Consider the following 13,656-nt stretch of genomic DNA (forward strand, 5'->3'; position numbering starts at 1 on the left):
ACCGCGATTGGTCTTTTACCTGCGACATGTCCTAGACTCTTTCATCTCCGGGCTTTTCCGGCTTTTTCCGCCCCAGCTTCCAAGGCCTTTTGCATGTCTGATCCTCGTTACCAGGTCGACGTCAGCGTCGTGACCCGCTTTCTCGCAGAACAATCACAGCCTGAGCAAAACCGCTTCGCTTTCGCGTACACCATCACGGTACACAACAACGGCGAGCTACCGGCCAAACTGCTCTCGCGGCACTGGGTGATTACCGATGGCGACGGCAATGTCGAAGAAGTGCGCGGCGAAGGCGTCGTGGGTCAGCAGCCATTGATTCAGCCCGGGCAAAGCCACACCTACAGCAGCGGCACGGTCATGAACACCAAAGTCGGCAACATGCAGGGCAGCTACCAGATGCTCGCGGACGACGGCACCCACTTTGATGCCATCATTGCGCCGTTCCGTCTGGCGGTGCCAAGGGCGCTTCACTGATGGCGGTTTACGCAGTCGGAGATCTGCAAGGTTGCCTTGAACCGCTGAAGTGCCTGCTCGAACGAGTAGCGTTCGACCCCGTCAACGACAAGCTGTGGCTGGTGGGTGACCTGATCAACCGTGGCCCGCAATCGCTGGAAACCCTGCGTTTTCTCTACAGCATGCGTGACGCTGTCGTCTGCGTACTGGGCAATCACGACCTGCACCTGCTCGCAGCGGGGCGCAATATCGAACGCCTCAAAAAAGGCGACACGCTGCGAGAGATCCTCGAAGCGCCCGACGCCAACGACCTGCTCGACTGGCTGCGCCAGCAGAAGCTCATGCATTACGACGCCGAGCGCGATATCGCGCTGGTTCACGCGGGCATTCCGCCCCAATGGAGCCTGAAAAAAGCGCTGCGTTGCGCGCAAGAAGTCGAGGAAGCCTTGCGTGACGATAACCGCTTCGAGCCGTTCCTCGATGGCATGTATGGCAACGAACCGGCCAAATGGGACAAAGACCTGACGGGCGTCACCCGGCTGCGCGTGATCACCAATTACTTCACCCGCATGCGCTTCTGCACCAGCGACGGCAAGCTCGACCTCAAGAGCAAGGAAGGCCTGGACAGCGCACCTGCTGGATACGCCCCCTGGTTCAGCCACAAGGATCGCAAGACCAAAGGCCTGAACATCATTTTCGGCCATTGGGCAGCCCTTGAAGGCCGCTGCGACGAACCTGGCGTCTACGCCCTGGACACCGGTTGTGTGTGGGGCGGCGCGATGTCGATGCTCAATGTCGACACACGGGAAATGATCCGCTGCAAGTGCGACGACCGAGGCAACATCGCGACAGCATCCCCCGCCCAAGCGACCGAGCACTCGACCGCATCCCCGCGCTAAAATCCCTTTTTCGTTCTCGACGGGTCGAGAACCCACTGGCCCAGGAGCCCAATGCCATGACCGACTTCAAACGCATTCCGCCGGAGCAGGCCCATGCCTTGCGTGAAAAAGGCGCCGTGCTGGTCGATGTCCGCGACGCGCAGACGTTCGCCAGTAATCACATCCCTGACTCGCACCACCTGGACAACCATTCGGTCGCCGATTTCATCCGCAATGCCGATCTGGACAAACCACTCGTCGTCGTCTGCTATCACGGCAACTCAAGTCAGAGCGCGGCGGCCTATCTTGTAGGGCAGGGCTTCTCTGAGGTCTACAGCATGGATGGCGGTTTCGAGCTTTGGAAAACCACGTTTCCGAGCGAAACCGCGCAAGGCTGATCGAAAAATATTTTTTCCGAGCGCAAGCCCGCGTCCTACGCGGCTTCGCGCATCCAACTGACGAACGGTTGCCTCACATTCACACGCCTTCCTTCTTTCTGTGTGCGAATCCGAACTATCCTTGTCCTCAGGCCATCCGAATCAGGGGAGAGCCGGTACACCGGCGCGTGGGTCATCGGTAGCTACTTTTATGGTGTTTGGGGGGTAAATGGCGACTGACTGATCAGCCGTCATCCAGCATCGACTGACGATCCGCCGCCGGCTCCACGTATCGAGCGAGGTGACGTCATGAGTATTTTTAGCCACTTCCAACAACGCTTTGAATCGACCCGCCAGGAAGAGCTCTCGCTACAGGAGTACTTGGAGCTCTGCAAAACCGATCGCAGTGCATACGCCTCAGCCGCAGAACGTCTTCTGATGGCCATTGGCGAGCCTGAACTGTTCGACACGTCGACCAACTCCAGGCTGTCCAGAATCTTCTCCAACAAGGTGATCCGGCGCTATCCGGCGTTCGAGGATTTCCACGGCATGGAGGACTGCATCGAGCAAATCGTCTCGTACTTCCGCCATGCGGCCCAAGGCCTGGAAGAGAAGAAACAGATCCTTTATCTGCTCGGCCCGGTAGGCGGTGGTAAATCGTCTCTGGCTGAAAAACTCAAACAGCTTGTCGAAAAAATACCTTTCTACGCCATCAAGGGCTCGCCGGTTTTCGAATCGCCCTTGGGCCTGTTCAAACCTTCCGAAGACGGGGCGATCCTCGAAGAGGACTACGGCATCCCGCGCCGGTATCTGAACACCATCATGTCGCCTTGGGCGACCAAACGTCTGGCTGAGTTCGGGGGCGACATCAGCCAGTTCAAGGTGGTGAAGCTGTATCCGTCGATCCTTAATCAGATCGCCGTGGCCAAGACCGAACCGGGTGACGAGAATAACCAGGACATCTCGGCACTGGTCGGTAAAGTCGATATTCGCAAACTTGAGGAATACCCACAGAACGACGCCGACGCTTACAGCTACTCGGGCGCGCTGTGCCGGGCCAACCAGGGCCTGATGGAATTCGTGGAGATGTTCAAGGCGCCGATCAAGGTCTTGCACCCACTGCTCACGGCCACTCAGGAAGGTAACTACAACAGTACCGAAGGCCTGGGCGCGATCCCCTTCACCGGTATTCTGCTGGCCCACTCCAACGAATCGGAATGGCACAGCTTCCGCAACAACAAGAACAACGAAGCCTTCATCGACCGCATTTACATCGTGAAGGTGCCGTATTGCTTGCGCGTCAGCGACGAAATCAAGATTTACGACAAGCTGCTGTTCAACAGTTCGCTGTCCAAGGCCCATTGCGCGCCCGACACGCTGAAAATGCTGGCGCAGTTCACTGTTTTGTCACGCCTCAAAGAACCGGAAAACTCGAACATCTATTCCAAGATGCGGGTGTACGACGGGGAAAACCTCAAGGACACCGATCCGAAAGCCAAGTCGATTCAGGAGTACCGCGATGCGGCGGGTGTCGACGAAGGCATGAACGGCCTGTCGACCCGTTTTGCGTTCAAGATTCTGTCGAAGGTCTTCAACTTCGACCCGCACGAAGTCGCCGCGAACCCGGTTCATCTGCTGTACGTGCTTGAGCAGCAAATCGAGCAGGAGCAGTTCCAGGCCGAAACCCGTGAGCGCTACCTGCGCTTCATTAAGGAATACCTGGCGCCGCGCTACATCGAGTTCATCGGCAAGGAGATCCAGACGGCTTATCTGGAGTCCTACAGCGAATATGGTCAAAACATCTTCGACCGCTATGTGCTGTACGCGGATTTCTGGATTCAGGATCAGGAGTACCGCGATCCGGAAACCGGCGAGATCCTTAATCGCGTTGCGCTCAACGAGGAACTGGAAAAGATCGAAAAACCGGCCGGCATCAGCAATCCGAAGGATTTCCGCAACGAAATCGTGAACTTCGTGCTGCGTGCCCGCGCCAACAACAACGGCAAAAACCCGACCTGGCTTGGCTACGAGAAGCTGCGGGTGGTGATCGAGAAGAAAATGTTCTCTAACACCGAAGACCTGCTGCCGGTGATCAGTTTCAACGCCAAAGCCAGCAAAGAGGACCAACAGAAGCACAACGACTTCGTTACCCGGATGGTCGAGCGGGGCTACACCGACAAACAGGTACGGCTGCTCTCCGAGTGGTACCTGCGCGTGCGTAAGTCCCAATAACACAGCTGTGAGCTACAAGCTTCAAGCGGCAAGCTGAACGGAGCGGCGCCTGATGTCCGGCCAGATCAGCTTGCAGCTTGTGGCTGTTTTTACCTTGTAGCTGCCCGGAGGGCTTATGAGCTATGTGATCGACCGACGTCTCAATGGCAAGAACAAGAGCACGGTAAATCGTCAGCGCTTTCTGCGGCGTTACCGTGATCACATCAAGAAAGCAGTGGAAGAAGCGGTCAGTCGTCGCTCTATCACTGACATGGAACACGGCGAACAAATCAGCATTCCGGGGCGAGATATCGACGAACCGGTGCTGCATCATGGGCGTGGCGGCAAACAGACAGTCGTCCACCCCGGTAATAAGGAGTTCACCACTGGCGAACACATCGCCCGGCCTCAAGGCGGCGGCGGTGGCAAAGGCGCTGGCAAAGCGAGCAACTCCGGCGAAGGCATGGATGAGTTCGTGTTCCAGATCACCCAGGAAGAGTTCCTCGAATTCATGTTCGAAGACCTCGAACTGCCCAACCTGGTCAAACGCAACCTGACCGGTACCGACACCTTCAAAACCGTACGCGCAGGGATCAGCAACGAAGGCAACCCGTCGCGCATCAACATCATTCGCACATTGCGCTCGGCACACGCACGACGCATCGCCCTGTCCGGCAGCAGCCGCGCCAAACTCAAGGAAGCGCTCGCCGAACTTGAGCGCATGAAACGCGAAGAACCTGACAATTTTGGTGATATTCAGGAGCTGGAAACTGAAGTCGAACGGTTGCGCGCACGCATCAAGCGCGTGCCCTATCTCGACACCTTCGACCTCAAATACAACTTGCTGGTCAAACAGCCCAACCCAAGTTCCAAGGCGGTCATGTTCTGTCTGATGGACGTGTCGGGTTCCATGACCCAGGCGACCAAGGACATCGCCAAGCGCTTTTTCATCCTGCTGTACCTGTTCCTGAAGCGCAACTACGACAAGATCGAGGTCGTGTTCATCCGCCATCACACCAGCGCCCGCGAGGTCGACGAAGAAGAGTTTTTCTATTCTCGGGAAACCGGGGGCACCATCGTTTCCAGTGCGCTGAAACTGATGCAGGAAATAATGGCCGAGCGCTATCCCACCAACGAGTGGAACATTTACGCAGCGCAAGCCTCGGACGGCGATAACTGGAACGATGACTCGCCAATCTGCCGAGACATTTTGATCAAACAGATCATGCCGTTCGTGCAGTACTACACTTACGTCGAAATTACCCCGCGCGAACATCAGGCGCTGTGGTTCGAATATGAGCGCATCGGTGAAGCCTTCGCTGACACCTTCGCGCAGCAACAGTTGGTCTCCGCCGGGGACATCTACCCGGTATTCCGTGAACTCTTCCAGCGCAGGTTAGTGACATGACCGGTAGAGAACAGAAACGCCAACCCCTTTCCACGGGTTCAGAGTGGACGTTCGAACTGATCCAGGCCTATGACCGGGAGATCAGCCGCATTGCCGAACGGTACGCACTGGACACCTATCCCAATCAGATCGAGGTGATCACCGCCGAGCAGATGATGGACGCCTATGCGTCAGTCGGCATGCCGCTGGGCTATCACCATTGGTCCTACGGCAAACACTTCCTCAGTACGGAAAAGTCCTACTCGCGAGGGCAGATGGGTCTGGCGTACGAGATCGTCATCAACTCCGATCCGTGCATCGCCTATCTGATGGAAGAAAACACCATCTGCATGCAGGCACTGGTCGTGGCTCATGCCTGCTATGGCCACAACAGCTTCTTCAAAGGTAATTACCTGTTCCGCACCTGGACCGACGCTAGCTCAATCATTGATTACCTGGTGTTCGCCAAGCAGTACATCATGCAGTGCGAGGAGCGCCATGGCATCGACGCCGTGGAGGACTTGCTCGACTCCTGCCATGCGCTGATGAATTACGGTGTGGACCGTTACAAACGCCCCTATCCGATCTCGGCGGAAGAAGAACGTCGGCGCATGAAGGATCGGGAAGAGCACCTGCAGAAACAGATCAACGACCTGTGGCGCACCATCCCGAAAAGCGCGAGCAAGAACGACAAGGAGGACAACGCGCGCTTCCCGGCCGAACCGCAGGAGAACATCCTCTATTTCATCGAGAAACACGCGCCGTTGCTGGAGCCATGGCAGCGTGAAGTGGTGCGTATCGTGCGCAAGATCGCCCAGTATTTCTATCCGCAACGCCAGACGCAGGTGATGAACGAGGGATGGGCAACCTTCTGGCATTACACCCTGATGAATGACCTGTACGACGAAGGTCTGGTCACAGACGGGTTCATGATGGAATTCCTGCAATCCCACACCAGCGTAGTGTTCCAGCCCGGTTTTGACAGCCCTTATTACAGCGGCATCAACCCCTATACGCTGGGCTTCGCCATGTATCAGGACATTCGGCGGATGTGCGAGCACCCCACCGAAGAAGACCGTCGCTGGTTCCCCGACCTTGCAGGCACCGATTGGCTGACCGCCGTGAAGTTCGCGATGAGCAGCTTCAAGGATGAAAGCTTCATCCTTCAATACCTGTCGCCCAAGGTCATTCGCGACCTGAAACTGTTCAGCATTCTGGATGACGATCAGAAAGACGATCTGCTCGTTCCCGCCATTCATGACGAATCAGGCTACAGAACGATCAGAGAAACCCTCGCTGCTCAGTACAACCTGGGTAATCGCGAACCCAATGTGCAGATCTACAGCATCGACCGCCGTGGCGATCGCTCGCTGACCCTGCGCCATCAACAACACGACCGCAAGCCACTGGGCGACTCGACCGAAGAAGTGCTCAAACACCTGCACCGTCTGTGGGGTTTCGATATTCATCTGGAAACACTGCAAGGCGACCAGGTCATGAAAACCCATCACGTCCCACCGAGAGGCGATCACGCCGACAGTGAATATCCCCGGCTCGACCTGGCCGTCGTTCACCTTTAGAAGATAAAGCGGTTTGCACCTCCGCAAGAGCGACGTAAGGTTTATCCTGTCGCGCTTACGGAGGTTTTTTATGCAGATCTATAAAGTTGGCGGAGCCGTTCGCGATCGCCTGCTTGGCAAACCGGTCTCGGACACGGACTGGGTGGTTGTCGGCGCGACGACCGACGAAATGCTGATCAAGGGTTATCGCCCGGTGGGGACGGATTTCCCGGTTTTCCTCCACCCGCTCACGGGTGAGGAATACGCGCTGGCGCGCACCGAACGCAAGAACGGCCGAGGCTATGGCGGCTTTGTGTTCCACACCGACCCCGACGTCACGCTCGAAGAAGATCTCATTCGGCGCGACCTGACGATCAACGCAATGGCCGAAGACAAGGACGGCCACCTCACCGATCCGTACCACGGTCAACGGGATCTCGAAGCACGCATCTTGCGCCACGTTTCCCCCGCTTTCGCCGAAGATCCACTGCGTGTGTTGCGGGTTGCCCGCTTCGCCGCTCGCTATGCACCTGACGGTTTCACCATTGCCCCCGAGACGCTGGAATTGATGCGTGAGCTCAGCGCGTCAGGCGAGCTCGAAGCCCTGACACCCGAGCGCAGTTGGAAGGAAATCTCTCGCGCATTGATGGAGTCGGAGCCTCAAGTATTCATTCAGGTGCTGCGGGACTGTGGCGCGCTCAACGTGCTCATGCCCGAAATAGACACCCTGTTCGGCATCCCTCAGCCAGAAGCCCATCACCCTGAAATCGATACTGGCGTGCATGTGCTGAGCGTGTTGCATCAGTCTGCGCTGCATCACCAGCCACTTAGCGTGCGCTGGGCGTGCCTGCTCCATGATCTGGGCAAGGGGCTGACCCCGCAGGAGGACTGGCCACGACACATTGCTCATGAACAGAAGGGACTGAAAGCGATAAAGGCTGTGAACCTGCGCTTCAAAGTGCCGAAAGAGTGTCAGGAACTGGCGCTGTTGGTCGGCCAGTACCACACCCATGGTCATCGCGCTTTGGAACTGAAGCCATCGACCCTTCTGGACCTGTTGCAAAGCTTCGACGTGTACCGCCGTCCTCAGCGGTTCGAAGAGTTCATCATTGCCTGCGAAATGGACGCCCGTGGCCGCAAAGGTTTTGAGGATCGCAGTTATCCACAGGCCGAGTACCTGCGCGGCGCAGCGGAAGCGGCCAGGCAAGTGGCGATTCAACCGCTACTGGACAAGGGTTATCAAGGGCAAGAGTTGGGCGAGGCGTTGAAGCGTGAACGTCTGGATACGCTGACGTTCTACAAGGCGGCATCTCAGGCGTGACCGAGGTTTCGCTGGAGGCCATCTGACCTCTGTGGGAGCGAATTCATTCGCTCCCACGAGAGATATGCGGTGCTGATTAGACCGCAGACAAGATTGAATCCGGGGTCAACTGCTGCCCCCGCCACTCAAACGCCACTGGCCACAACTGCTGTTCGATCTGAGCAATTTCCCACTGCCGGGCAAACGTAAGCCCCGTCTCCGGATGCACCTTTTCCGGCGCAATCAAAGAAAGTGGCCACAGCACGAAGGCGTTTTTCAGGATTTCAGCGCGCGGCAGAACAAGACCATCGAAGTTCCCCACGTGCTCGCCATACAGCAGCACGTCGATATCCAGCGGCAGACCTTTACGATCAGGCGCGTAACGACCGTTATCCGCCTCGATGAACTTCAAGCGGCGATCCAGCTCGATCAGTGGCAGATCGGTCAGCGCCGACACCACCAGATTGATGAACGGCCCGCTCTTGATCCCGACAGGATGGCTCTCGAACACCGCAGAGCACGACATGTCCGTCAAAATGCCTGCCAATGCATCAAGCCCGGCACACAGGTGACGGTGCCGATCGATATTACTGCCCAGGCCGAGAAAAACCCGTGTCAGCGGCATCCGCGCTCGATCTCCACACCCACGCCCTTGGCCGCTGCTACGGCCCCTGGCTTGGTCAATTTCAGATGCAGCCAGGGAATATTGAATTCGCTCATCAATACCTCGGCCAACCGCTCAGCGAAGGTCTCCACCAGTTGGAATTGAGAGACGTCGGCGAAGGCCTGAATGCGTGCAGACACACTGGCGTAATCGAGGGCCTTGCTCAGATCGTCGCCCGCCGCTGCGGGGCGGTTGTCCCAGGCAAAACTCAGGTCCAGACGCAGAACCTGGCGAATGCCACGCTCCCAGTCATAGGCGCCGATCACCGTATCGACCTCCAGACCCTCAATGAAAACTCTGTCCAAGCCTTTCTCTCCGCTGCACGACAAGGGCGCAATGCGCCGTTAGAATCAGGGCATCCCCGCCCGGAATGGTTAGCATGTTTTGGTTACTGGCGATCCTCGCCTACCTGCTCGGCTCGCTGTCCTTCGCCATCCTGCTCAGCCGCCTGAACGGCAGCCCGGACCCGCGCGACAGTGGCTCGGGCAACGCGGGCGCGACCAACATGTTGCGTCTGGCAGGCAAGAAGCTCGCTATCCTGACCCTGATCGGCGATGTCTGCAAAGGATTGATTCCCGTGCTGATCGCCGCCTGGGCCGGGCTCGACGCCAGAGGCCAGGCCTGGATCGGGCTTTGCGCGGTGCTCGGTCACCTGTTTCCACTGTACTTCCGCTTTCGTGGTGGCAAGGGCGTGGCGACGGCAGCCGGCATGTTACTCGGCCTGTATCCCCCCGCCGCCCTGCTGGCAATTGCCGCATGGCTGCTGACGTTCTACCTCACCCGCACCAGCTCGCTGGCTTCGCTGATTGCCACGCCGCTGACCCTGCCGCTGCTCGCCTGGCAGCAACCTCACGCGCTGTTGCCCATGAGCGTTCTGACCCTGCTGATCGTCTGGCGCCATCGTGGCAATCTACGCGACCTCTTTGCCGGGCGCGAACGGCATTTCTGAAACCAGAATATGAAAAAGGCTCATACGAGCCTTTTTCTTCTATCTCATCCGGACGTTACAACCCCGGCAATTGCTCCATCGGCCAGCGGGCCTGAACACTGATGCTCAGGTCTTCCTTCTGACCGGCCTGCAAACGCTGGCATCCGGCAAATGCGATCATCGCGCCATTATCGGTACAGAATTCCGGACGGGCGTAGAAAACGTTCCCCCCCATACCGCGCAGCATCTCTTCCAGCGATTGACGCAGCGCCTTGTTCGCACTCACGCCCCCCGCAATCACCAGACGTTTGAGGCCCGTCTGTTTCAGCGCGCGTTTGCACTTGATGGTCAGAGTCTCCACCACCGCATCCTGGAAGGCCAGCGCGATGTCGCAACGGGTTTGCTCGCCGTCGTCCCTAGCGCTTTGACATTGCTGCCACGTGTTCAGCGCGGAGGTTTTCAGACCGCTGAAACTGAAAGTCAGACCCGGACGATCGGTCATGGGTCGTGGAAACGAGAAGCGCCCTGGGGTGCCCCTTAGTGCAAGACGCGAAATTTCGGGGCCTCCGGGGTAATTCAGGCCCATCATCTTGGCCGTTTTGTCGAAAGCCTCACCGGCGGCGTCATCCAGCGTCTCGCCCAGCAGTTCGTAAAGGCCGATGCCATCGACACGCACCAGTTGCGTGTGACCGCCCGACACCAACAAAGCGACGAACGGAAACTCAGGCGGTTGCGCCTCCAGCATGGGGGCCAGCAGGTGGCCTTCCATGTGATGAACCCCCAGTGCCGGAATGTCCCAGGCGAATGCCAGTGCCTGGGCGCAGGAGGCCCCAACCAGCAAGGCGCCGACCAGCCCAGGGCCTGCGGTGTAGGCAATCGCATCGATCTCGGTCGCGGCACAGTCGGCCTCGGCCAACACCTGACGAATCAAGGGCAGCATGCGTTTTACGTGATCACGAGAGGCAAGCTCAGGCACCACGCCACCATAGACCCGGTGCAGGTCGATCTGGCTGAACAATGCATCGGCGAGCAGACCGCGTTCGCTGTCGTACAACGCTACGCCGGTCTCGTCGCATGAGGTTTCCAAACCCAGTACTAACATGGGGTACGCCTTGTGGACGCTGATTTCGAAGGCGCGCATGATAGTCGCCGCTCATGCCTGCGACCAGTGCTTTTCGATCAGAGGCTTTGCATTCCTCTCGCCGAGGGGTTAACATCCGCAACCCTTAAAACCGGCGTACTCAGTACAAGCGTTGTGCGAGGCGTCGACCCCGGTAATGAATGAAGGTAGCTCTGGATGCCAGCCGTCAAAGTTAAAGAGAATGAACCCTTCGACGTAGCTCTGCGTCGTTTCAAGCGCTCCTGCGAGAAAGCCGGCACTCTGGCCGAAGTTCGTAGCCGCGAATTTTACGAGAAGCCAACTTCCGAGCGTAAGCGTAAAGCAGCTGCTGCTGTTAAGCGTCACGCCAAGAAAGTTCAGCGCGAACAGCGCCGCGCCGTTCGTCTGTACTAATACAGACGTCTGTCGCAAGCTTCTGCCTTGCCCGGCCTCAAAGCCGGGCTGTCGGCAGTTATAGATTTAGCCCCACGCAGCACAGACAAAGGCTTTCAGCGTCCTCGACGTAATCACGACAAGCCCAGTCAAATTCTTCCAGCCTGAACCAGGCTACGCTGACCGGTCTACACTGACCAGGCAACCGTCGTTACGCTTTGGATTCTCCACGATCTTTCTGGCGGGGCGCCTGATGATGAGAACGCCATGGCTGGATTGATTCCCCAAGGTTTTATTGACGACCTCCTGAACCGCACCGACATCGTCGATGTTGTCAGCTCACGCGTCCAGCTCAAGAAAACCGGGAAGAATTTCAGCGCCTGCTGTCCTTTCCACAAGGAAAAGACGCCGTCCTTCAGTGTCAGCCCGGACAAACAGTTCTATTACTGCTTTGGTTGTGGCGCAGGCGGCAACGCCCTCGGCTTCATCATGGACCACGACAATCTGGACTTTCCCCAGGCCGTCGAGGAACTGGCCAAAGCCGCGGGCATGGAAGTACCCCGCGAACAGGGCGTCAGAGGTCAAAAGCCAAGACAGCCCACAGATTCGCCGCTTTACCCTTTATTGACCGCCGCTGCCGATTTTTACCGTGCTGCGCTGAAAAGCCATCCGACACGCAAAGCTGCAGTGGATTACCTGAAAGGCCGTGGCCTGTCAGGCGAGATTGCCCGTGATTTCGGACTGGGGTTCGCTCCGCCCGGCTGGGACAATCTCTACAAGCATTTGAGCAGCGACACGCTTCAGCAAAAGGCAATGATCGACGCTGGTCTGCTGATTGAAAATGCCGAAACCGGCAAGCGCTACGATCGCTTCCGCGACAGGGTCATGTTTCCCATCCGCGATACGCGAGGCCGAGTCATCGCCTTTGGCGGCCGCGTGTTGGGTGACGACAAACCGAAATACCTGAACTCTCCGGAGACGCCGGTATTTCACAAGGGCCAGGAACTCTACGGCCTGTTCGAGGCGCGCAAACATAATCGCAACCTAGACGAAATCATCGTTGTCGAAGGTTACATGGACGTCATCGCCCTCGCCCAACAGGGCCTGCGCAATGCCGTCGCCACGCTGGGTACCGCAACCAGCGAAGAACACTTGAAACGCCTGTATCGCGTCGTCCCGAACGTGCTGTTCTGCTTCGACGGCGACCAGGCGGGGCGAAACGCCGCTTGGCGAGCACTGGAAGCCACCCTTTCCAGCCTGCAAGACGGCCGACGGGCACGCTTTCTATTTCTGCCGGAGGGTGAAGACCCGGATACGCTGGTTCGAGCCGAAGGCACAGACGCGTTCAAGGCGAGAATCAACCAACATGCGCAGCCACTGGCCGATTATTTTTTCGAGCAACTGACCAAGGAAGCGGATCCGCGCTCTCTGGAAGGCAAGGCGCACATGGTCACCCTGGCTGCGCCACTGATCGAAAAAGTGCCAGGCGCCAATCTGCGCGAATTGATGCGTCGGCGACTCAAGGAAATAACCGGGCTGGATACGGCGACGGTAAACCAGTTGGTGCAATCAGCCCCTGCCGAGGCGCCACCGCCTTACGATCCGGGCTTTGATTACGATTCAGTGCCCGATTATGGCGACTACCAGCCACACGACGCTTACGAACCACAGCAGGAATGGGCACCACAAACGCCAAGCAGTGGCGGCCAGAAAAAGAAATGGGAAAACAAGCCTTGGGACAAAGGCAAAAAGTGGGACAAGAACGGCAAACGGTCGGATTTTGAACCACGCTGGGTCCCGATAGGCGTTGAAGCGCCGATCCTGACTGCACTCAGGACACTGCTTCATCATCCTGACCTTTCGGCAAAAGTGGCCAATGCGAGCACGTTCGCCGACGAAGAACACAGCACATCTCAGCTTTTGGTGGCCCTGATCGAAGCCATGCAAAAAAACCCAAAGCTGAAACCCATGCAACTCATCGCTCGATGGCATGGAACCGATCAGGGAAAATTATTACGACAACTGGCGGAAAAGGAATGGCTGATCGCGGCCGACAACCTTGAACAACAGTTTTTCGACACTATAACTAGGTTGTCCGCTCGCCAACGCGAGCGCCACCTGGATGAATTGATCAGGAAGGAAAGGCAGACAGGATTGAACGCCGATGAAAAAGTTCGGCTGCTCAGCCTGTTAAATCGCAATCTTCCTGCACAAACCCCGACCTCAACTGGCGCGTGAGGTCCTAGCTCGGGTATAATCCTCGGCTTGTTTTTTGCCCGCCAAGACCTTCAGTGGATAGGGTGTTATGTCCGGAAAAGCGCAACAGCAGTCTCGTATCATTGAGTTGAGCACACAGGGCCGTGAGCAGAAGTATCTGACTTACGCCGAGGTCAACGACCACCTGCCC

14 protein-coding genes are annotated in these 13,656 nt (G+C 57.6%); 11 read left to right on the forward strand and 3 right to left on the reverse strand.

The genetic code is table 11. From position 1 onward, the window contains the following. Positions 1-93: 93 nt before the first annotated feature. The 7 genes from apaG to ACI2KB_RS28115 all read left to right on the forward strand — a co-directional run bounded on the left by apaG (position 94) and on the right by ACI2KB_RS28115 (position 8,186). Positions 94-474: a Co2+/Mg2+ efflux protein ApaG gene (apaG, locus tag ACI2KB_RS28085; protein WP_404640197.1), complete on the forward strand. Its 381-nt coding sequence runs from the start codon at positions 94-96 to the stop codon at positions 472-474. Beyond that, positions 474-1,352 (forward strand): symmetrical bis(5'-nucleosyl)-tetraphosphatase, encoded by an 879-nt coding sequence (locus ACI2KB_RS28090; protein WP_404640199.1) that lies wholly within the window; start codon positions 474-476, stop codon positions 1,350-1,352. The genes apaG and ACI2KB_RS28090 overlap by 1 nt, the downstream gene beginning before the upstream one ends. A gap of 56 nt (positions 1,353-1,408) precedes the next feature. Next, a complete protein-coding gene (glpE, locus tag ACI2KB_RS28095; protein ID WP_404640201.1) occupies positions 1,409-1,729 on the forward strand; it encodes a thiosulfate sulfurtransferase GlpE in 321 nt (106 codons plus the stop codon). Positions 1,730-2,017: 288 nt separating this feature from the next. Beyond that, entirely contained in the window at positions 2,018-3,940 is a 1,923-nt protein-coding gene (locus ACI2KB_RS28100; protein ID WP_404640203.1) for a PrkA family serine protein kinase, read from the forward strand. A 115-nt stretch (positions 3,941-4,055) separates the two neighbouring features. Further along, positions 4,056-5,327: a YeaH/YhbH family protein gene (locus tag ACI2KB_RS28105; protein ID WP_404640205.1), complete on the forward strand. Its 1,272-nt coding sequence runs from the start codon at positions 4,056-4,058 to the stop codon at positions 5,325-5,327. Continuing rightward, positions 5,324-6,886, forward strand: coding sequence for a SpoVR family protein (locus ACI2KB_RS28110; protein ID WP_404640207.1), 1,563 nt, complete (start codon positions 5,324-5,326; stop codon positions 6,884-6,886). The genes ACI2KB_RS28105 and ACI2KB_RS28110 overlap by 4 nt, the downstream gene beginning before the upstream one ends. Positions 6,887-6,956: 70 nt before the next feature. Next, entirely contained in the window at positions 6,957-8,186 is a 1,230-nt protein-coding gene (locus ACI2KB_RS28115) for a multifunctional CCA addition/repair protein (RefSeq protein ID WP_404640209.1), read from the forward strand. A gap of 76 nt (positions 8,187-8,262) precedes the next feature. On the opposite strand, the gene folK is transcribed toward ACI2KB_RS28115, so the two are convergent. Next, positions 8,263-8,790: a 2-amino-4-hydroxy-6-hydroxymethyldihydropteridine diphosphokinase gene (gene folK, locus ACI2KB_RS28120; protein WP_404640211.1), complete on the reverse strand. Its 528-nt coding sequence runs from the start codon at positions 8,788-8,790 to the stop codon at positions 8,263-8,265. Next, positions 8,781-9,134, reverse strand: a complete 354-nt coding sequence (gene folB / locus ACI2KB_RS28125) for a dihydroneopterin aldolase (protein ID WP_404640213.1) — start codon at positions 9,132-9,134, stop codon at positions 8,781-8,783. Before folB ends, folK begins: the two co-directional genes overlap by 10 nt. Positions 9,135-9,208: 74 nt before the next feature. Between folB and plsY the strand changes: the two genes are divergently transcribed. Next, entirely contained in the window at positions 9,209-9,778 is a 570-nt protein-coding gene (gene plsY, locus ACI2KB_RS28130; protein ID WP_404640215.1) for a glycerol-3-phosphate 1-O-acyltransferase PlsY, read from the forward strand. A 55-nt stretch (positions 9,779-9,833) separates the two neighbouring features. On the opposite strand, the gene tsaD is transcribed toward plsY, so the two are convergent. Beyond that, positions 9,834-10,859 carry a tRNA (adenosine(37)-N6)-threonylcarbamoyltransferase complex transferase subunit TsaD gene (gene tsaD / locus ACI2KB_RS28135; protein WP_404640221.1) on the reverse strand — a complete coding sequence of 342 codons (1,026 nt, stop codon included), beginning with the start codon at positions 10,857-10,859 and terminating at the stop codon, positions 9,834-9,836. Between the two features lie 195 nt (positions 10,860-11,054). Between tsaD and rpsU the strand changes: the two genes are divergently transcribed. The 3 genes from rpsU to ACI2KB_RS28150 form a co-directional block, all read left to right on the forward strand. Then, entirely contained in the window at positions 11,055-11,270 is a 216-nt protein-coding gene (gene rpsU / locus ACI2KB_RS28140; RefSeq protein WP_108239945.1) for a 30S ribosomal protein S21, read from the forward strand. 246 nt (positions 11,271-11,516) lie between these two features. Then, positions 11,517-13,487 (forward strand): DNA primase, encoded by a 1,971-nt coding sequence (gene dnaG / locus ACI2KB_RS28145; RefSeq protein ID WP_404640217.1) that lies wholly within the window; start codon positions 11,517-11,519, stop codon positions 13,485-13,487. A 67-nt stretch (positions 13,488-13,554) separates the two neighbouring features. Then, on the forward strand, positions 13,555-13,656 hold a 102-nt coding region (locus ACI2KB_RS28150; RefSeq protein ID WP_404640223.1), incomplete at its 3' end, for an RNA polymerase sigma factor region1.1 domain-containing protein.

This window comes from Pseudomonas sp. NPDC088444, assembly GCF_044900175.1.
Lineage (GTDB): Bacteria > Pseudomonadota > Gammaproteobacteria > Pseudomonadales > Pseudomonadaceae > Aquipseudomonas.